Here is a 21,796-nt window from a genome sequence, read left to right on the forward strand (position 1 = left end):
ATTAACTGTTTAATTGGTCTTGGATGGCTGCTGCTAGCTGAAATACAGTAGGTTTTTCAAACAGGTAGATCAACGGCAGTTCTACTGGAAAAGCTGACTGTAGTTTGCATATAACTTCAAGAGTTTGAGCAGAATGCCCTCCCAGTTCAAAAAAGTTGTCTTGAGTGCTAATTTGCTCTATCCCTAAAATTTCTTTCCAGATAGCTAACACAACTTCTTCAATAGAATTTTGAGGTATAACAAAGTCTTTCGATATTGGAGATACAACAGTTTGAGTAGGCAAACTTGGAGGTTCAGATATTAAGATCAGTTCAGCCAGACGTTGATTATAATTGATCGTTGTTTTTTCCAGCAAAGTCTGGAAATTATCAACCATCTTGGTAATAGTGGCAGGTTCAAATAAATCGGTTCTGTATACGAGCAAACCTTCAATACCTGTTGATGTTTCTTCGAGCGTTAACTCTAGATCAAACTCTGCGGTATCTTTTGTATCTCTAGCAATAAACTGCTCTTTCAAAGTGAGATTTGCAAATTGTAAATTATCCTCTGGAGTATTTTGAAAGACAAACATTACTTGATTTATTAATGTGTAACTGGGATCTCTGACTGGCTGGAGTTCTTCTATTAGCTTAATCAGGGGCATTTCTTGATGAGCGTAAACACCCAAGGCGACCTCACGCACTCGGCCAAGTAGTTCTCGAAAGCTGGGGTTTCCTCCTAAGTTGGTACAAAATGGCAGTAAATTGACAAAGAAACCAATCAGTCCTTCAGTTTCCACTCTGGTGCGATTGGCAAGGGCGCTACTAACAATGATCTCTTCCTGTCTTGTATAAGAGAAGAGTAATGTTTGGAATGCTGCCAACAAGGTCATAAATGGGGTTACGCCTTCCTGTTGACTCAGTACCTTCAGCGCATCGGTTAATTTCTGGGAGAGAATTATCGGTTGGCCTGCACTTTTAAAGGTTCGCGCTGGTGGACGGGGATGATCAGTTGGTAGCTTCAATATTGGCGGACTAGTGCCTAAATGCTTTTTCCAAAACTGAAGCTGAGATTCTAATACTTCTCCTTGTAACCACTGCCTCTGCCATTGAGCAAAGTCGGTATATTTGATTGGTAACTCAGTCAGAGGTGACGGCTCACCCTCACAAAAGGCTTCGTAAACTTTTGCCAGTTCTTGAGTTAGGACACTAAAAGACCAACCGTCAGCAACAATATGGTGGGTGACGGCAACGAATAGATACTCTTGTTCATCCAAGCGCCAAAGCTTGCTGCGTAATAAAGGGCCTTGTGCCAAATCGAAAGGATGCTTAATTTCCTTTTCAGCCTGTTGTGTGGCTTGAGTTTCGCGCTCAGTTTCGCTGATGTGCCGGAGATCAATTACTAAAAAATCAAAGATAGGCTCGTTAACAACAGCATAAACAACTTGGCCATTTTTCACCTGAAAAGTCGATCGCAGTGTCTCATGTCGGCGGACAATTTCCCTTAAACTCTCCTCTAATGCTTTCTCGTTCAGCGCACCCGTGATCCGATAGACCAAAGGCAGGTTATAGATGGAATTGCCTGGATAGAATTGGTCAAAAAACCACAACTCTAGCTGGGTTAAAGAAATTGGTATTGGCTCGTCTTGGGAAGGCAACCGTTTTAGAGATAACTCTTGTCGATCTGGCGCTTTAGCTGTGGCGATTTTTTGGGCTAAAGGTGCGATCGCTGGAGATTCAAATAAACTTAACAGTGGTAATTCTATCCCAAATGCTTTACGTGTTAAAGCAATAACCTGAGTTGCTAGTAAAGAATGTCCCCCCAAATCAAAGAAGTTATCATAAATGCCAACTTGTTCTAACCCTAAAACATCTTTCCAAATACCAGCCAAAATTTCTTCAGTGGGAGTACGCGGTTCAACAAAAGTTTGGCCTAATTCCGGTCGGTTGGTTGTCGGTTCTGGTAGAGCGCGACGGTTTACCTTACCATTGGGTGTGAGCGGAAACGATTCCATTTCGACAAAAGCTGATGGAATCATATAATCTGGCAATTGCTCAGTCAAAAAAGTCCGCAGTTGTTCGACTGTGATTGTCTCTCCCGGAATTGGGACAAAGTAAGCGACTAAATATTTTTCCCTAGCACTTTCCCCATGCACTTTAGCTACAGCTTGGTTAATTTGGGGATGTTTGCTCAGAACGGCTTCAACTTCTCCAAGTTCAACGCGAAAGCCCCGAATTTTTACCAAATCATCTATCCGTCCCAAAAACTCGATATTCCCATCCGGCAAGTATCGAGCTAAGTCCCCCGTTTTATAGAGACGCGAGTTGGCATCGTTACTAAAAGGATTGGGGAGAAATTTTTGATTGGTCAAATCTGCACGGTTGAGGTAGCCACGAGCCAAACCATCACCACTCACGTAGAGTTCCCCAGGAACGCCAATCGGCACGGGTTGAAGGTTGCTATCTAACAGATAAACTTGCACATTGACAGCAGCCTTACCAATGGGTGGATAAATCGGCCATTCATCTGGCTTTTGGCTAAAAGTATAAGCTGTCACTAAATCTGCTTCCGTGGGGCCATAGAAATTGTAGAGTGTACAATTTTCCAGACGCTTAAACAGCTTAATCATCGGCTGAGTAATTTGGAGTTGTTCGCCACAAGCGATCGCTTCTCGAATATTCTGAAATAGATGTGATTGCTCTCCATATATTTCTGCTAATTGCTGCCAAAGGCTAACTGGCAGAAAAACTTTACCAATTGGGTTGTTTCCGAGCAAGTGGATTAATTTATCTAAATCTTTGCGATCGCATTCAGAAATCATATACAGCGTACCTCCGAAGCCCCACGCCACAGATATTTCGTGATAGCTGACATCAAAACTGAGGGAGGCAAACTGAAGCACACCAATACCTGTGGCCATTTTTGCCTGATGGTGTTCTATTAAATTGGTAAGCGATCGCTGGGGAACAAGAGTGCCTTTAGGAGTGCCGGTAGAGCCAGAGGTATATATGATGTAGGCTAAATTATCAGCTGCTACTTCAACTTGTAGATTACTCTCAGATTCTTTGCTGATTTCGTCCCCATCTTCATCTAACACAATTAGACGATGAGCCAAGTTGCCATCAAGTAATGATTTCCAACGTGTTTGAGTTAAGACGACTGGTGCTTGAGAATCGTTGAGCATGAACGCTAAACGCTCTGGCGGATAGGTAGGATCGAGGGGAACGCAAACTCCCCCAGCTTTGAGAGTTCCTAAGATAGCGATCGCAGCCGCTAGCGATCGCTCCACACAAATACCCACTGGCACATCTGCTTTCACACCGAAGCGTTGCAAGTAGTGGGCAATTTTATTGGCTTGCTGATTTAACTCCTCATAAGTCAATTGTTGGTTTTCATATACCACCGCCAAAGCTTGGGGTGTTTTTTTGACTTGCTCCTCAAATAATTGATGGATGCAACGATTGATGGGATGCGCTGGTGAGGTAGCATTCCACTCGACTAAAAGCAAATCTTGTTCTGCTGGAGTTAGTAGCGGTAACTCGCCTGCGGTGCGATGAGGATTGACGGTAATTCCCTCCAACAGAGTGAGGAAATGACCAGCCATGCGATCGATAATATCTGCATGAAAGCGTTGGCGATCATAGTAAATTTTTACGGTCATTTCCTCGCCAGGAATTGCCAGTAGTGTCAGAGGATAATTGGTTTGTCCCCTGTCTTGTAGCTCCCCGATGCTCAAGTTTCCAGGGAGTTGCTGCAACGTTACATTTACAGGATAATTTTCAAATACAACGAGGCTTTCAAACAAAAGTTGATTGCGAGGAACTTCACTTACGCCTTGAATATCTACCAGTGGAGTGTATGAATACTGCTCCCGTTCTATATATTCTTGTTGCAACAACCCCAGCCAGGTTAACAAATCAGTTGTGTCAGAAATTTTTACCCGTGCCGGCAGAGTATTAATGAACAACCCCACCATCGACTCCACACCAGATAAACTAGCAGGGCGGCCAGATACAGTAGTGCCAAAAACTACGTCAGACTCACCACTGTAGCGACTTAGTAACAGCCCCCAAGCGGCTTGTACCAAGGTAGCAAGCGTTAGATGATGTTGTTGGGCAAAAGATTTTAAGGTAGTTGTCCTCTCGGCTGATAGATGTTGCGATCGCACCTCAATATTTTGCTGCTGGTGAGAACTCTGCCCGATTGCTCGTTCAACTATCAAAGGCGTAGGTGCAGTAAAACCCTCAAGATTTTGTTGCCAGAACGCCTTCGCTACAGACAAATCTTGCTGCTGCAACCAATTAACATAATCTCGAAAAGGGCGACTTGGAGCTAAATATAACTGTTGCCCATTCTGAATTGATTCATATAAAGCAAACAATTCTTTGAAGATAATCGGCCAACTCCAGCCATCAACCAGTAAGTGATGAAAGCTCCAGACAAACTCATAATTTTCATCGGCTACCCGGATTAAAGAAAAGCGCATTAATGGAGCTTTGTCAAGTTCAAAACCTTGTTTTCTATCTGAATCTAAGAAAGAATTGAGACGTATTTCTTGCTCTTGTTTAGAAAACATCCGCCAGTCTAAATTAGACCAAGGCAAATTCACTTCTTTACGCACCACCTGAACAGATTGTTTGCGATTCTTCCAAACAAAAAGAGTCCGCAAAGCCGAATGTCGCTCTACCAGAAGTTGCCAAGATCGTTCAAATACACCTGGCTCTAAATTGCCATGAACAGTTAATTTAAACTGCTCAAAATATATTGTCGATTCTGGCTCATAGAGAGTATGAAAGAGCATACCCTCCTGCGTAGGTGAAAGAGGATAAATAGATTCAATATCTTTATTTTTACTTTGTTTTCGTGCAACTACCATTGTTTTTTAAAAATAATATTAATTACGTGATTTATCTCTCTTTCTTTCTTCTCTCTGTGTCCTCTGCGCCTCTGCGGTTCGTTTAAAAAAGTAATTGTTAAAAAGCAGAACTTGACAATCCGCCATCAACTGGAATAGTAACACCTGTAATATAGCTAGCACATTCTGACGCTAGAAAAGCAACCAAATTAGCAACCTCACTAGAAACACCGCGACGACCAAGAGGAATCATCTTATTCGTTCCTTCGATGATTGAATCAACAGTCCGACCTTCCTCTTGGGCGAATACTTCTAAATAATCTCTATGCCTTGGAGTATCAATCAGGCCGGGATTTACACAGGTAACTAAAACATTCCACTTAGCAACTTGCGTAGCAACAGTTTTAGTAAAATTGATTAATCCAGCGTTCGCCACACCTGATTTAACAAGACGACTAGAAGGTTCTTTTCCTGATGTCCCAATAATATTAATAATGCGTCCCCACTGCTGATTTTTCATCGTCGGTAGCACCAAATTCGTCATGCGAATATAGCCCATTAACTTACCTTCAAAGACAGAAAACCAATCTTCATCAGATAGATTTTCTACAGCTTCATTAGAAAATGTTGCCCCCTCAGAATTATTGACTAATATATCAATTTTTCCAAATTCGGTGAGAGCTTCTTGGACTAAATTTTGAGAATCACTTGCATTTTGCACATCAGCACAAATGGGGATAACTTTTGCTTGAGAACCAATCAAATCTTGATAAGCTTGTTCTAATCGCTCAGAATTTCTCCCACAAATTATTAACTTACAACCTTCTGCTGCCAGCTTTTGGGCAACGCTATAACCAATACCAGCACTTGCTCCTGTCACTAAAGCTACTTTCTGTGTTAAGCCTAAATCCATGATAAATATCCTTTATGAAGTAGTTAGCGATCGCACTACATCTGTCTTTAAAAAAGCATCTTTAAAAGAGAAATTAGAGCGAGGTTTAATCAAAATTTCAATCACAGATACTGTTTCATCAGAAGGATTATGTCCTCCATAAAGAGCGTTAGCAGGAGTGTAATAAACACTACCATATTTTAAATTCTGCTGTTGTTCTTCTACTGCGATCGTCAATCGAGCGTTAAGAATTATTCCCATTGTTTCATTACCAGATTGGCGAATTGGGATTATTCCTTTTGGAGGAATTTTGGTGATGACAATCTCAAACCAAGAACCAACAACAGACTGACACTCAAAACCTGTAATTTCATCTTGAGTTGGTGAAACTTTCAGAATAGCCTCCTCAGCTTCCTCAGAATTTGTGATGCGTTTCACATCAAACGCTAATGCTGTTTCTGAAAAAGGGTTTTTAGAACCATGAAGAACATTAGAACCAGCTACATAAACTTGCCCAAAGGGTTCGAGAATTTCTTTTGTCCCGTTGAGGTTAAATTCCAAACGTCCCGCAATTTGCATTCCAATTTGACTTTCGGGATGTCGATGTAATTCAAAAGTAGCTCCTGGGGGAATAGAAGCTAATTGCACAACTGTGTCTTGACATTGAAATGCGATTAACTCTACATCAGAATTAATTTTGATGGTTTTTGGCTGGGGAAAATATTTAGACATAACTTTTTGCTAATTTAATTTTTTCTGAAAAATCGACCAACTCATACGGATGTTTCCATAGATTGAAATAAATTCTAAATCGTAGGCTTTCACGGCATTCTCATTAGTAATAGCAAAATCGGCTAAACCCTGCATTACCTGCATCGCTGAATCGCTGGTAGAAGGAGACAAATCCACTTGTATTTGTGTTTGATCTTGAGAGTCTGGCAATAGTTTCGTTAACAGAGGTAGAGGAGCCGGATGGGTAACAATTCTAGAACCGTTAAAAACGGCCTCTTTATTTTTTTTCTTAGCCAATCCATAAACTGGAGTAGGAAATATAAAAATGAAGCCTAGATCAAAACTTGGCTCCATGTAAAACTCATTAATTCGGTCGTAAGCATGAGGGACTAAAGCCATATCTACTTTGTCTTGTAGCAAAGCTTCTTTGACATCTATAAAAGTATCAAACAACTGAGTTGATACAGTAAATTGTTCTGAGAGCAGATGGTTAGTTATATGCTTGGCAGCGTAGTCACTACTAGTAGCATTAGGCCCCAAAGTACCTATGACTAAATTTTTTGAAGGAGGGATACGAGGTTGAAATTCAATCTGAAATTCCAGCATAGTTTTTCCTGAGTAATCATCATGATATTTTTTGGTAGCGAGTCATTGGCAATTTGGTTATAGATAACCTCCAGGAATTTAGTTTATTTGCAGAAAACCTTGTTAAAACAGAAACCTACTTTCTAGATGTGGACGACTTTATTTAATTAATTTCTGCTAGCAGTTCGTCCAAAGCTTCTTGGCTAAACTCAACTTCTGGGAAATCAGAAGGAGTATAACCACCTGCCTCTGGAGTTAAGCAGTGGGCAATAATAGTTTCTAAGGTTTCTATATACTCATTAGCGAGATTTTCTACAGTGGCCCAGGAATGAAAATGCTCGCTATATTGCCACTCTAATTTCAACCTCCCTTCAACAACTAATCCATTCACAGTTAACAAATGGCGGCGCTGTCCTTTGGGGCTGTGAATGGAACCGCTAGACTCTTGGGCATATTTCCATCCAAGGGTTGCTAACTGCGTTTGATCGAATTGACCTAAGTAGTTAAAGCTCACCTCAGCTTTGGGGAACAGTTGTAATTGATTGCGAACTGCGCTTCTCCCAAGGGGAGACGCCAAGGGCGAACGCAGCAGCGCTTCTCTACGAGACGCTCCGCGAACGCTATCGCTCTTATCTGAGCTAAGATATCGCCAGATGCCATAACCAATACCCCGGTTGGGAATACGTCGCAGTTGCTCTTTTACCGACTTGATAACCTCTCCGGGATCGTTTTGAGGCTCCAGTTTTAACAGCACGGGGAATATACTAGTAAACCAGCCTACGGTTCGGGACAAGTCCACATCCTCAAACAAGTCCTCTCGTCCGTGACCTTCTAAGTCAATCAGTAGGGAGTAAGAACTTGTCCAACGAGTGAAAGTTTGCACCAATGCCGTCAGCAGCACATCGTTAATTTGAGTGTTGTAGGCTCCAGGGACATCCTGTAACAGAGCGCGAGTCTGTTCTACACTCAGGTATACAGATACAATTTGACTAGAAGCTACAGTGTTATCTTGAGCAACAGCAGCATAATCCAACGGTAAAGGAGCAATTGGGAACTGCATTGAGTCCAGCCAATAATCTAGCTGTGAGTGGAGTTCTTGACTGCGGGCATAATCCTGCAATCGAATTGCCCAATCCTTAAAGGACGTGGTTTTTGTAGGTAGTTGGATACTTTTGCCAACTTCTAATTGTTTGTATGCCTCAGATAAGTCTTCTAGCAAAATCCGCCACGAGATGCCATCGACAGCCAAGTGATGGATGACGATGAGTAAACGTCCGGGAGAATTGCCTAAGTGAAACAGAACGACCCGCATCAGCGGCCCATCTGCTAAGTTCAGCGTGCTTTGTGTTTCGTCCGCTTTTGCTTCAATCGCCTTTAACCATTCTGCTGGGGGCAGATATGACAAATCTGCAATGCCCAACGATACTTCATCGCTTGCATCACTGTTGTACTGCTGCCATTGCCCATCCTGCTGCACAAACCGCAGGCGTAAAGCATCGTGATGGGAGAGTAACTTTTGTAATGCCTGCTCTAGTAATTCCGGTTGCAAATTTGCGGGAACTTCTAGTAGGAAGGATTGGTTAAAGTGATGAGGTTGAGGTAGATTTTGCTCAAAGAACCAGTGCAGAATCGGTGTTAGAGGGACAACCCCTGTAACTAAACCTTGTTCTGATTGAACCGAATTAATTATACCAGCAACGGTAGCTAATTCAGCTATTGTTTGGTGTTGAAATAATTGTTTGGGAGTCAGTTTGAGTCCAGCTTGATTAGCTTTGGCAATAATTTGCATACTAATGATGGAATCTCCACCCAATTCAAAGAAGTTGTCGTGGATGCCGACTTGTTTTAGGACTAAAATATCCCGCCAAATCTTTGCCAAGACTTCTTGAGTCTGGGTGTGAGGAGAGACAAAGCCAGTGGATTCATCGGACTCGAACTCCGGTACTGGTAATGCCCGACGATCTACTTTCCCGTTGGGGGTAATCGGCAGAACTTCTAGAATTGTGAAGGATGCAGGAACCATGTAACTGGGGAGCTTTGACTTGAGAAACAGGCGTAGCTCATTACTGGTTGGCTGTGTCAATTCTGGGATGATATAAGCTGCCAAACTTTTAACACCAGGTATATCTTCTCTAGCGATCGCCACAGCGTCGCGTACCTGGGGGTGTTGAGTCAAAATAGCCTCAATTTCCGAAAGTTCAATGCGGAAGCCGCGAATCTTCACTTGGTGATCAATGCGACCCAAGAATTCTATATTGCCATCAGCTTGATGACGAACTAAATCGCCCGTCTTATACAAGCGATCGCAGTTTTCTGTTTCCCCCTTGCCCCCTACTCCCTGGTTACTGAGCGCAGTCGAAGTATGCCCCCTGCTTCTTTTAAAAGGGTTACGAATGAAGCGTTCTGCGGTTAGGTCGGGACGGTGGAGATAACCCCGTGCCAAACTCTCACCGCCGATGTGCAATTCGCCTATGACACCAATGGGTACAGGCTGCAACAGGGAATCCAGTACATAAACTTGAGTGTTTGCGATCGCTCGCCCGATCGCAGGTGGTAAGTAAGCTTGTTGTCTTTTAGGAACAGCACCGGAGGTTGCGACTACAGTATTTTCTGTTGGCCCGTAATTATTCACCACCTCAAAGGGATGAGAAGTCGAAGGATACTGATGAAGCTGATCTCCACCTGTGAGCAAAGTTCGCAAAGCAGCATTGGCCGGCCAATTTAATGACAGAACTTTCTCGGCCATTGGTGTTGGTAGAAAGCTAATGGTTATTGCCTTTGACAACAGCCAGTCTTGCAGTTGCTCAGGGTAAAGCCGGGTTTCATCATCGGGAAAGTGGATGCTCGCTCCAGCCGTCAGATAAGGCCAGATTTCCCAACCACAAGCGTCAAATGCTACTCCAGCAACTTGTGTTACTCGGTCAAGGGACGACACTGCAAAAGCTTGTTGATGCCAAAAGACGAGATTTAATAATCCTCGATGTTCAATTTGCACTCCTTTGGGTCTGCCAGTAGAACCGGAGGTGTAAATCACATAAGCCAGATTGTCAGTTGTCACCGTGTGAGGTAAATTCTCTGTGATCGCGCTGAAGGTTGCGCTATCAAGACAAACTACCTGCGCTTGATGTGGCGGCAAGGTTGCAACGAGACTTTCCTGGGTCAGCAGCACCGATACCTGAGCATCTTCTAGCATGAACGCCAACCGCTCTTGGGGATATGCTGGGTCAAGGGGTAGGTATGCTCCACCAGCCTTGAGAATGCCCAGCAATCCTACTACCATTAAGGGCGAACGCTCAATGCAAATTCCTACCAATACCTCTGCACCCACACCTAAAGTTTGCAGATAATGCGCCAACTGATTCGCGCGATCGTTCAACTGTTGGTATGTGAGGGACTCATTCTCATAGACTACTGCGATCGCATTTGGTGTTTTTTCAACCTGTTCCTCAAACAACTCATGGATGCATTTGTTCTTAGGATAAGGCGTATAAGTATCATTCCATTCCACTAACAACTGATGTCGCTCTTGCTGACTCAGCAGTGGTAATTCACCAATGGATTGATTCGGATTAGCAATAATTGCTGCTAACAAAGTCTGGAAATGACTTGTCATTCTCGCAATGGTATCTGGCTCAAATAGGTCGCTGTTATATTCCCACGAACCTATCAGTCCCGCTTTTGTATCCCAAACGGCCAAGGTCAAATCAAACTGAGATGTTCCACGTTCTACAAATTGAGGAGTCAGGGTGACATCAGGCAATTCTAATGTATCCAACAAGAAATTCTCTAAGACAAAGACCACTTGGAATAGGGGATTGTAGCTAAGAGAACGTTCTGGTTGCAACGCTTCTACCACTTGTTCAAAAGGAACATCTTGGTGAGTGTAAGCGGACGTTGCAACTTGTCGCACTTGAGAGAGAAACTCATTGAAAGTAGGATTTCCTTTGATCTGATTACGCAGTACCAATGTATTGACAAAAAAGCCAATCAATGATTCTATTTCCCTGCGGTTGCGGTTGGCAATGGGGCTACCAATGCAGATATCATCTTGACCACTGTAGCGAAACATTAAAACGACGAAAGCCGCCAGTAGGGTATGAAATAGGGTAGCTCCTGACTGTTGGCTGAAGGTTTTGATTTGCCTGCTCAAATTCTGGTCAATTTGAAATTCCTGGGTAGCACCACAGAAAGTCTGAACGGCGGGGCGTGGTTTGTCTGTGGGTAGTTCTAATAAGGGTGGCGCATCGGCTAACTTTTGCTTCCAGTAATTTAGTTGCTGTTTTTGAATTTCCTCAGTCAACCACTGTCGCTGCCAAACTGCAAAATCAGCATACTGGATGGGCAACTCAGCCAGAAGCAAAGGGGAATTAAGAGTAAAACCTCGGTAGAGAGTGGACAATTCTTGGATGAATATCCCCATTGACCAGCCATCCGTGATTATGTGGTGCATGATCAATACCAGGACATGGGACTCCGATCCCAGGCGCAGTAAAGTAACCCGCAATAAAGGGCCATTACTCAAATCAAAAGGTTGCCGAGCTTCCTTGGTGACAATCTGTTGTACTTCTGATTCTTCTAAACCTTGCAAGTCCAGCACTGGTATGTTGATTGTCAAGCTAGGAGAAATGATTTGCAAGGGTTTCCCGTCAACTGCGGGAAATGTTGTCCGTAAAATTTCGTGACGGCAGATGATTTCGTTGATACTCTGCTGTAGAGCTTCTACGTTGAATACACCTGCAACGCGCAGCTGTAAACCCTCGTTATAAAATGGGCTTTGGCTTTCTAATTGATAGAGAAACCACATCCTCTGCTGGGCAAAAGATAAAGGCAACTCTTCAGAGCGTTCTATAGATGGTATTGGCTCAAAGGAAGAGTCTGTTGCAATCTGAGCTTCTTCTAGAAAAGCTAGGATTTCTGATTTGCGCCCTAGAAGTTTGTTTTTCAGGTCTGGGTTCATCACTCCCTTGGGAGCGCGATAATTTAACTGGCCGCCTTCCAGCCAAATTTTTATGCCTAAACTATTTAAATAAGATACAAATTCTATTATTGTCATTTATAGTACGCCTCCCTCATATTCTTTTTCTGCGTCATCCATAGCTGCATTCCATTTGGTGACAACAGTTTGTAGCGCCTCCAGACTTTCTCCCAAACCAGCTACGGTAGGAGATGCAAAAAAACGATTGGGCGACAATTCAACAGAAAAAGTCTCACGCAACCGAGAAATGACTTGGAAGGCTAGCAAAGAATTTCCTCCCAGTTCAAAGAAGTTGTCGTGAATGCCGATTTGGGGTATTCCTAAAACTTCTTGCCAGGTTTGAGCTATTTGCCGTTCCGTTTCGTTTCGGGGAGCGATCGCTTCTGTACGAGTCATCCCCCTAGCCAATAATTCTCGATTAATTTCGCCCTTGGCAGTGAGGGGCATTTGTGATAGTTGCACGAAGTCACAGTTGACAGTTGTTGTGAAGCGATGTCTTCGACGGGCTACGCCTACGCGCACTGTAAAATCTGATAATTCTGGTACGGCAGCACCGTTACTCGTAGTGAAATAGGCAGTTAATTTCTGTAACCCCGGAAACTCCGAGGTAAAACGCCGAATTTTGGGATTACTGCCATCTAAACCGACTATCAGCTGTGCTTGGTCATGATATAAACCAGCCAAGAAGGAATACAACCCTTGTTGCAGGCTCATCTCATAAAAGCCTTGAGCGTGGGTGATTTCTTGCCTCTGATAACCCTTGTTGATCCCTGTATCACGCCAAATTGTCCAGGCAAAGCAATAGTTGTGCAACCCACCAATAGAACGTTGGTATTGATTAAAGCTTTCCAAAAAATTGTTAGCAGCAGCATAAGCGGAAATGGTAGCGCCACCAAAGAAACTTGCTAAAGACGAAAAGCTAATGAAAACCCCCTGTCCTTGCTTCTCTAAAACTTGATGCAGTACCCAAGCACCTAAGACTTTGGGGCGTAAAATTGCAGCTAAACTCTCTGGTGTTTCATCCACTAACATTTGTTCGTGATAAGTTCCCGCCAGATGAATCACGCCATCTAACTGACTTCCCCAGTTAGATTTGACTTTTTCTACTACTTGCTGTGTGGCTTTCAAGTCGCAGATATCCACTGCCTCATAAACCACCGCTCCAAGCTGCTTTAATTCTTGATAAGCTTTAATTTTGTCTGATATTGTTTTGGATACAACGTCTGTACTTGGTAGAGGAGTGCGACCTAGTAATAGCAATTTGGCATTAAAAAATTTAATTAGATATTTAGCAATTTCAATCGCAACACCTCCAAGTCCACCGCTAATCAGATACATTCCTCCTGGTTTAAAGGGAAGTTTCTGCTTAGGTTTGTCTTGCAGTTTGACTTTTTCCAAACCTGCAATAAAACGCTGTCCATCCCGGTAAGCAACCTCTTGGTCTTTTGATAAAACCTGGAGTTCTTGCAGAATATGGTTCCCATCTACCTGCGCCGAATTTGGTGCTAAATCGACGTGGCGACAATTTAACCAGGGTATTTCCTGGGGAATAGTTTTAACTACACCTAGAACTGGAGATTTTTCATAAGCTACCTTGTCTTTTGGTTGCGTAGACTGGGTGTAGCTAGAAACAAACAATAACTGAACTAAATCTTGGAAATTCTGAGTTTTTGCTAGGGCTTTAGTAAGAAAAAATAAACTGTAAATTCCCTGACTTTGGGCTTTTTCAAGAGCTTCTATGCTTTTTATTTCTCCTTGATACTCTTGATAATTCCACAAATGGAGAATTTGACCAATTGTCAGGTTATCTGCTTTTATGGTATCAAGCAATAGCTGATAATGATCTGCATTTTCAGGAGCTAAAAAGAAGTGATTGGGGCTTTTTTTAGCAAAATCCGATGCAGGTGAGACACACAGATATGGCAGGTTTTGCTGCTGCAATTGCTGACAAATAAATGTACCTAATCCAAGCTCGTCAAGGAATACTATAGTTAGACTATTTTGGGATAAAGTCTTCAAAGCCTTGGCTTGCTTACGCCGCCAGAATTTTTGGTAAAACCAATCAGGAATAGTATTGGTATTGCCTAGTAAAATATCTAATTTTTTGAGAATTGGGTTAAACTCACCTGCATGGAAGCGATCGCTAAGTTGCGATCGCTGGATTTTACCAATAACAGTTTTGGGGATATCTTCTTTAGCTAATAAAATTAAATAATCAGGATTTAAGCCGATTTTGTTCACCACTGTCTGGCGAATTTTCTTTAGTAGCTCTAGCAGTTTTGCTTCTTCTGTAATCGGCGAACTGAAGAAAATAGCCAGTTTCTCTGTTGCATCATCAGCATTGCACACTGCACATGCGGCAGTGTAGGACACTTCAATTTCTGCAATTTCTTCAACTACTGCTTCAATTTCATGGCTGTAGTAGTTGGCTCCATTGATGATAATAGTTTCTTTGGCACGACCAGTAACCACCAATTGTCCGTTGGTAATAAATCCTAAATCTCCAGTATCAAACCAGCCATCTTTTAAAAAAGATTGACCGTTGGCATTGTGGTTGTTGTAATATCCTGGAGAAACTGCATCGCCTTTAACTTGCAAACGCCCTATGGTGTCTTCTCTTAATACAGAGTTTTGCTCATCTACTATGCGAATGGTAATTCCAGGAATGACTGAGCCTAAATCGGTAAAAGTACTGTAATTCGGATGGTCTATGTCTACTCGTTTAATAGTACCTTGCAATATAGATTTGTCTACTCTATGGAACAACAAAGATGCTTCCTGAAGGGGCTGATAATATGTAATTCCCGAACCCATCTCAGCCATACCAAAGGCTGGGCGAATTGCCGTTGCTTTGAGTCTGTATGCAACCAAGTTTTCTCGAAAATCCTCCACAGCTTTACTAGATACTGCTTCACCAGCTGTCAGTAGAAATTTCACGAACGATAAGTTCCAGTTTTGTTCTGGTTCTTGTTTGAGAGAGTCATTAACTATCGCATAAGCAAAGTTGGGTGCCCAGCTATGAGTAACCTGGTATTTATTAATTAAATCCAACCAGTTGAGAATGCGACCCAAAATATATTCTTTCTGTGCATAAACCAGCGTGCAACCCAATTTCACACCACGAATATGCCAGTCGGAAATGCTGCCAATGTGATCAAACGGCAGCCAATTCAAAATTACATCTTCTGACTCGTGTTGATTAAGTAGGTTAGCCCCTCTGGCGCGAGCAATGAGATTTTGATGAGTCAATTGAACGCATTTTGGTATTCCTGTACTGCCAGAAGTCAGGTTGAAAAGAGCTACCTCATCTGGTTGACTATGGTGATATTGTTTACTGGCAGTATTGTTTTTTAATATTTCAATTGTGCCTATCTTGAGGCGTTCTGTTGGTAGCCATTGCGATAGTAATTCTATCTCTGGTTTGAGAACTTCTGTAGTTAAGATAACTGGACTATCTAAGAACTGCCAAATATGACAAAGCTTATCCACCACCTTGTTTGATTCTCTATAAGTCGGTGGCACTTCCATGATTACGGGAACAAAGCCTCCCAATATGCAGCCCCAAAAAGCTGGAATAATGTCACAGCTAAGTTCCATTTGCAATATGACTTTGTTTTTTGGCTTGAGTCCCAACTTTCTCAAACCAGCAAGAATCTGCTCTGCAACTTCCAGTAACTCAGCGTATGATTGGCGTAGTTCTGCGCCATCGGGCAGCAGGTAAATAATTCCCCCACTTGTAACCTGTTGCGCGGCTCTTTGCAAAACTTCGGGCAAGGTAATAGGTGCATTGGGATCATCCGGTAGAATACCGCCGTGGCTGATGGCAAGTGGCTTTGGCTCTGAGAAATGTTGTTGTGTATTGGCTTGGGAGCCTATGGGAATTGGGACAACGTTAGCGATGGGCAAAACCCCGCCTCCGGCGATCGCATTCTTGTCTTGCCAATCTGGGATCAAATCCGATAAATGGAGTGAGGGGATATTCTTTCTCAACTCCTGCACCACTACCACTGCCTGTTCAATTTTGTGATGCGAGTTTAGTTGCTTTTCTACTTGCTCAATTAAACTTTCATCAACAATAGGAATGTTCATCAGAGCCAATTCGTCTACCTCTCCTGTGGCAGTTAAAGGTATATATGATACTGGTACTACGGCTTTGGGTAATAATGCTTCCCCGGACACATTTTGAAGATAAGAGCGAATTTGCTTTAGCGAGTTATTTGAGCTTGAAACAATATATGGTACAACTTCCAGTGGATATGTTTTATTCACAATCACTGTGCATTCCTTTAATGGAGCTTTCTCCAATAAAACTAATTCAAATTTAGTTTTTAGTTGTTGTATTTTCTTCAAAAATAAACTCTCTTCTTCTAAAAAATTCATTTTTTACACTCTTTACTATAATTTAAATAATACTTAAAAATTACAAATTTATACTTACTAATCTATAATTTAGGCAACCTAAAAGCTATTGTAAACACTACTCTGTTTCATATTGCAAAATATAAATTTTGCTTTTATTTTATATCAATTAATTTAGGAACAGCCTTTTTTTGTTATATCAATTTACTATAAATAATATTTAGAAATTATTGTTGTATTCAAGTACAAATTTTATGAAATTAGTCTGTTTAACCTAAATCTTTTAAATAATCTCAGTTTTGTCAATAAAATGCAATAGCAGTTAAGACAGTTAAGTAGATAATAAGGTGGACAGTTAAGACAGTTAAGACAGTTAAGACAGTTAAGAAGATAATAAGGTGGACAGTTAAGACAGTTGAGCAAACATTTAACTAACCTTCATATAGGAAATTGACGGCTTTATATTAACTTCTTAAGATAGGAATCCTATTTGATTTTTGAAAGAAATTACGAGAAAATACGGTTAAGTGTACAAGTGTAAGAGTAGACAATGATAACTCAGTATCTACAAACTTCATCGCCTCGATTCGCCTTGGGATAACCTGTTCCATGCCGCAGCATCTGAGCATTAATAGGGAAAGGCAAACCAGCTAATTCACCAGCCGGCTCAACAATCCCCCATTCACGCAAAAATAATTGATAACTTTTTAACAGTACTGTCTGTTTGCCACAATATGAATATCGACCGATTGCAGTCACTTAAGCAAAAACTGACGAATGACGCAGACTTGTCCGATATCTGGCTATTTTATATGGATCATTTTGCAGATTGGCCGGAATTTACTGACCTGGGTGAGCCTGCCCATAATGAATATCTAGATGCTGTCCTCCAAAAAACTTGTCAGCAGATGTTTAGCAGGGCAATAAATATTAGTGACTTTTTGCTGATCTACATAGCTCCATATCATTTATTTCATGGAGCTTTCCTTTCTTGAAGGACGTATTGGGGGTGTGATTTATTTCGAGGATTTGAAGAAGAATTCAGAAGTCAGAATTCAGGAGTCAGAATAAATCAGTCGGGGATTCAGACCCGCGACTGATTAAAGACCACCAAACCTACGATTTGGTGGGGGTGTTAAACCCGGCTATTCAGACGCTCTCTACGAGACGCTGCGCGAACGTGGACTCGCTTTAAGCGAAGCCATGCCGTTGGCGCAGCCTCTCGTAGAGAAGGCTTTACGCTGCGCTATCCGCCACTCGCACAGAATTCATTCTGAATTCTGACTCCTGACTCCTGAATTCTGTTCGATCAAAATTGGGTTACTTGCAGTGTCGGCAGATTATCCCCCTACTGATGCGGTTAAGTATTCACGTTTTACTGAGATGATTCAACTGTCGGCTCCTAATGGCAACGATGTCTACGATGGGCTACGCCTACGCAATTGAGATTCACTCTTTAATGTATAGTCAAGGGAATCCCGTTATCTTTGGGTTTTAAATTGAGAATAAACGGAACAGCTTTCAATACCCAATCGGACACGAGTGTATAATTAGCAGCTTCTTTTCCAAAGCTAATAGAAAGCATATCTGTATGAATAATACCTGGATTGAGGGGTATAGCAGCCATACCAGTTGGCAATTCTTGTGCCAAAGAACGAGTTAATCCTTCGATTGCCCACTTGGAAGCACAGTATGGTGCAACTTGGGCTGAAGTCGAACGTCCCCAGCCGGAACTAAAGTTAACAATAATACCCCGTTTCTTTTTCACCATTGCTGGTACGAAATGGCGAATTATATTCGCTACTCCTTTGATATTGATATCTATTAGATCAGAAAATTCTTCAGATGGTATTTCCCACAAAGGTGCTGGATAATTAGTAATTGCCGCATTATTAATTAATATATCTGGCGGTTCATATTTTTGAAGTACGTCTAGTGCCCATTTTTTTACAAGCTGTTCATTTGCTACATCTACAGAAGTGAAATCGTTGGGCGCACTAAAATTCTGGCGTATTTTATCAATAGCATCTGATGAACGGGCGCAACCAATAACAGTATGCCCTTGTTGAATAAAACCCTTGGTCATCGCATAACCTAGACCTTTACTTATGCCTGTAATTAAAATGAGCTTACTCATATTTTTCTGCTATTCCTGTTCTGAATCAATAATTCGTGGAAAACCAAGTGGAAGATCCTTTTGTCCAAGAATGGAAGAAGTTAAGCTATTGCCGTCCCTGCCACACTAGCAGAGATTTTTGAATTAACCTTAGCGTAGCCACTGATACCACCTGCTGCAACTGCAATACTTAAATCGTATAAATTATACAGATTTTGGTAAAACATTCAAAAGTGGTAGATGAAATTTAACTTATTTACCTAGCAAGATACAAGAAGTATTCGATGTTTTATGTTCTAGTGAAAAACAAGGGAACTAATAAGGGATTTTGCGGAGGTCGAGGAAGCAAATCTAAAAGCGGCTTTAGCAAAGGTTCAAACTGAGGAGGAAGTTCAGGTAGGATAGCCTCACTTTTTTTGCGATGGCGTAACCGCCTGCTGGAAGCGATCGCCACATACTTGGTTGCAATAGTTGCAGATTACTTTAAGTGAGATTAACCTGAAGGCTCGAAACTAAGCCAATCACAATTACAACAGGAGAACATCGTGCAAATCCAAATCCATACTGGCCATAACATCGAAGGTCACGAAGCACTAGCAACTTAGGTTAGTGGTGTAGTGGAAGAGAGCCTGAGCCGATTCAGCGATCGCATCACTCACGTTGATGTTCACCTGAGCGATTTACAAACTCAATTAGGTAAAGGCAGCACTTACCTTAAGACCGTGGCTTGACAAGGGAGATTTAAGAGTATGACCGAATCAGTATAGCCACAGTGATTCATTCTTGAACCGATTTTCCATCGAAAAATTCGATGATTTGATCCGTCCTTTCACTGTTCCATCCATTTAAAAGAACTGAACCTCAAATACCTAACAGTCAGCGAAGAAAAGTATCAAAAGCTTATGCAAGCAAAGGCAATATTTGAAAGCAATCAATAAAGCTAGAAATCAGAGTTATCAAAAAAACAGGAAATAGATAATATGACATCTATTCAAGGAAACACAAAAATTTCCCAGGTCGAAACCCTTGCCAAATTATACCTGGAAGGCGACCCTGCCGAAATTTCTGATGCAACACTCGCAGAACTGTGTGATTGGCTCTGGGGTGAGTTTCAGAGTACCCCGCTCAATCTAGAATTCTCATGGTACGAGCGCTATAACAATGCCGCAGAGATGTTTACTGACATCAAGCAAAGTCATCTCTGGGTATCTCCCGATAATTACGACACAACGATGGGACTTAACCCCATCTATAACTTTATTTTCCAGGGAATGCACGACAATGACCACTACCTCACTCAGAGCGATTTCAGCCTAAAAGGAGAAATCGCCACCTACAATGCCACCGCCAAACGTGCGCCCAGCCTGGACATTCAAAAGATTATCTATTCTGAAAGTGTGCTGAGACCGGCTGCCTATATTTTCTTAGGTCATGCGCCGATCGCCAAAATTGTCTTTCCATAATTCAATACAGACACTCAATCTATAAGTGTCTTTGTCGCTCAAATTAATCTCTCTGCAACAAAGGAAACATCCCATGACTACAAGCATACTCTCATTGAAGATAACCAAAATTCGTTGGGCGGACATCATTGAGTATCCCCAGCATGGAGCTAAAAGTAAGGTTCTGCTAGAAGATGGAAACTGCCGCTATACGCTGATGTCTCTGGCGGCAGAATCGACCATTGCAGAACATACCAATCCTCGCAATGCGACTGTGAATGTGATTGAAGGAAAAGGCGTGCTGACGCTGGAAGATCAAGAGATTGTTCTAGAATCTGGAGTCTTTGCTTTTATACCCGCCAACGCACGCCACGCGCTTAAAGCAGCAACTAACCTCGCCTTTTTATTGACGCTTTCTGAACAGGTTGCCAACTCCAAACATTGACCTAGACGCATTCACTCTAGCTCATGCAGGATATCGCTTCAAAAAACTAAGACACTAAACATCATGATTCGACTGCTCGTTAATTTTTTGGAAGCCTTGTTGAATACTTTTTATCAGGGTCGCGATCGCGTCTTTGCACGATTTTTTGTACTAGAAACCGTTGCCCGTGTACCCTATTTTGCTTTCACCTCCGTTTTACACCTCTATGAAACGATGGGCTGGTGGTGCAAATCTGACTGGCTAAAAGTGCATTTTGCAGAGTTCTGGAATGAACTGCACCATCTGCTGATTGCCGAATCCCTCGGTGGGTACGATCGCTGGTACAATCGCTACCTTGCCCGGATAAGCACAAAAAGCTCTATCCCCTACAAGCACATCATTAGGTTTTAGAAAACTAGTCACGCTTGGATGTCCTCGACCCCTTACGGTGGGACAAAAAGGGCTAGGATGCGAAACAGTATAACTGAACAAAATTCGCGGTCTGCTAACCCTGTTCTGTCACTTGGGGAGAAGCCAATGCCTGAAAGCCTTTGAGAGCTTTATTTTTCAGCTTTTGGCTATAAATTTTAGTTTCTGTTAGAAAAGAAAAGCTCAAAACTTTATCAAATCAAAGTTTCAGAGTTTCGCTCCGATTATTGTTTTCCGAAAGTGACAGAACAGGGTTAACACAACAATTTTGCAATTTTTAAAAAGTGGTAATGCTTTTTTAAAGACTGCGTGTTGTCAACCCAGTACGACAAATAATTTGTTATTCTACACCTTCCTTAATTATCTTTTAGTAGAGAAACTACTAAAGTAAAAACATAATCTGAAAGTTCTATTTTTTGATTACTCTTGGGATAAGGTTCAGCCTTAATAAACTCTATTAAATAATTATCAATTTTTTTGATAGCTAAATCCCTCCGGCTTGCATTGTAAATCAAATTTGATTTTCCCAAATCTTCCTTATCTACTAAAACTTTAACAATAATTTGTATTTGTCCTGCCCAGAAACAATTTAGATCGGAAGGACATCTTGAATCTTCTGTTACGTCTAGTAAAGTTAGTTCAAACTTTCCAGAGTTTATACTAGCAATTTCACTAATTTTCAATTGAAACTGCTCTCCAAAATCAGCACTAACCATGTTATGTCGTGTTTCATTATAAAATGTATGAGTTAAAAAAAGATTTGTATTTAATTTTTCTGGTACATATACTACTAAGGCATGATTATTAGCCAAAATCACACTAATAAAGAAAATAAAAATCAAACTCAAGACAATCAAAATTTTTGATTTGAATTTTGTCGATTTAAAGGTCATTTTTTACAATTGAAGGTAAGCTAAATTTTTCCAGAAAATCTCAAGACTCTGAACTCCATCAATCGCGGAACTCCAAAGTGTTGCGTCACAAACAAATATGTTAGCCGCACGGGAT

14 protein-coding genes are annotated in these 21,796 nt (G+C 41.7%); 4 read left to right on the forward strand and 10 right to left on the reverse strand.

Annotated elements, in window-relative coordinates:
• Position 1: 1 nt before the first annotated feature.
• From ACFFRD_RS19440 to ACFFRD_RS19470, 7 genes are all read right to left on the reverse strand, one after another.
• Positions 2-4,855 carry an amino acid adenylation domain-containing protein gene (locus ACFFRD_RS19440; protein ID WP_392482802.1) on the reverse strand — a complete coding sequence of 1,618 codons (4,854 nt, stop codon included), beginning with the start codon at positions 4,853-4,855 and terminating at the stop codon, positions 2-4.
• A 97-nt stretch (positions 4,856-4,952) separates the two neighbouring features.
• Positions 4,953-5,747, reverse strand: coding sequence for an SDR family oxidoreductase (locus ACFFRD_RS19445; protein WP_392482803.1), 795 nt, complete (start codon positions 5,745-5,747; stop codon positions 4,953-4,955).
• Positions 5,748-5,759: 12 nt separating this feature from the next.
• Positions 5,760-6,458: a cupin domain-containing protein gene (locus ACFFRD_RS19450; protein ID WP_392482804.1), complete on the reverse strand. Its 699-nt coding sequence runs from the start codon at positions 6,456-6,458 to the stop codon at positions 5,760-5,762.
• 9 nt (positions 6,459-6,467) lie between these two features.
• Positions 6,468-7,064 (reverse strand): LysR family transcriptional regulator, encoded by a 597-nt coding sequence (locus ACFFRD_RS19455; RefSeq protein ID WP_392482805.1) that lies wholly within the window; start codon positions 7,062-7,064, stop codon positions 6,468-6,470.
• 142 nt (positions 7,065-7,206) lie between these two features.
• Positions 7,207-12,096, reverse strand: a complete 4,890-nt coding sequence (locus ACFFRD_RS19460) for an amino acid adenylation domain-containing protein (protein ID WP_392482806.1) — start codon at positions 12,094-12,096, stop codon at positions 7,207-7,209.
• Positions 12,097-16,398 (reverse strand): SDR family NAD(P)-dependent oxidoreductase, encoded by a 4,302-nt coding sequence (locus ACFFRD_RS19465; protein WP_392482807.1) that lies wholly within the window; start codon positions 16,396-16,398, stop codon positions 12,097-12,099. It abuts the gene before it with no gap.
• 537 nt (positions 16,399-16,935) lie between these two features.
• Positions 16,936-17,067, reverse strand: coding sequence for a hypothetical protein (locus ACFFRD_RS19470; protein ID WP_392482808.1), 132 nt, complete (start codon positions 17,065-17,067; stop codon positions 16,936-16,938).
• A 44-nt stretch (positions 17,068-17,111) separates the two neighbouring features.
• Here ACFFRD_RS19470 and ACFFRD_RS19475 point away from each other — a divergent pair, with 44 nt between their 5' ends.
• Positions 17,112-17,372, forward strand: a complete 261-nt coding sequence (locus tag ACFFRD_RS19475) for a hypothetical protein (protein WP_392482809.1) — start codon at positions 17,112-17,114, stop codon at positions 17,370-17,372.
• 461 nt (positions 17,373-17,833) lie between these two features.
• Here ACFFRD_RS19475 and ACFFRD_RS19480 read toward each other — a convergent pair whose 3' ends face one another.
• Together ACFFRD_RS19480 and ACFFRD_RS19485 are read right to left on the reverse strand one after the other, a co-directional pair.
• Positions 17,834-18,514 carry an SDR family oxidoreductase gene (locus ACFFRD_RS19480; protein WP_392482810.1) on the reverse strand — a complete coding sequence of 227 codons (681 nt, stop codon included), beginning with the start codon at positions 18,512-18,514 and terminating at the stop codon, positions 17,834-17,836.
• Between the two features lie 80 nt (positions 18,515-18,594).
• On the reverse strand, positions 18,595-18,720 hold the full coding sequence (locus ACFFRD_RS19485; RefSeq protein ID WP_392483273.1) for a hypothetical protein: 126 nt from the start codon (positions 18,718-18,720) through the stop codon (positions 18,595-18,597).
• 753 nt (positions 18,721-19,473) lie between these two features.
• Between ACFFRD_RS19485 and ACFFRD_RS19490 the strand changes: the two genes are divergently transcribed.
• From ACFFRD_RS19490 to ACFFRD_RS19500, 3 genes are all read left to right on the forward strand, one after another.
• On the forward strand, positions 19,474-19,956 hold the full coding sequence (locus ACFFRD_RS19490) for a transposase (RefSeq protein WP_163929423.1): 483 nt from the start codon (positions 19,474-19,476) through the stop codon (positions 19,954-19,956).
• 73 nt (positions 19,957-20,029) lie between these two features.
• Complete coding sequence (locus ACFFRD_RS19495; RefSeq protein ID WP_392482811.1) at positions 20,030-20,380, forward strand: cupin domain-containing protein; 351 nt, start codon at positions 20,030-20,032, stop codon at positions 20,378-20,380.
• Positions 20,381-20,443: 63 nt separating this feature from the next.
• A complete protein-coding gene (locus ACFFRD_RS19500; protein ID WP_392482812.1) occupies positions 20,444-20,770 on the forward strand; it encodes an alternative oxidase in 327 nt (108 codons plus the stop codon).
• 374 nt (positions 20,771-21,144) lie between these two features.
• Here the strand turns inward: ACFFRD_RS19500 and ACFFRD_RS19505 are convergent, their stop codons facing one another.
• Positions 21,145-21,681, reverse strand: a complete 537-nt coding sequence (locus ACFFRD_RS19505; RefSeq protein ID WP_392482813.1) for a hypothetical protein — start codon at positions 21,679-21,681, stop codon at positions 21,145-21,147.
• Between the last annotated feature and the right edge of the window lie 115 nt (positions 21,682-21,796).

Origin of the sequence: Nostoc sp. C110 (genome assembly GCF_043099725.1) — a bacterium.
Taxonomy (GTDB): Bacteria; Cyanobacteriota; Cyanobacteriia; order Cyanobacteriales; family Nostocaceae; genus Nostoc; species Nostoc muscorum_A.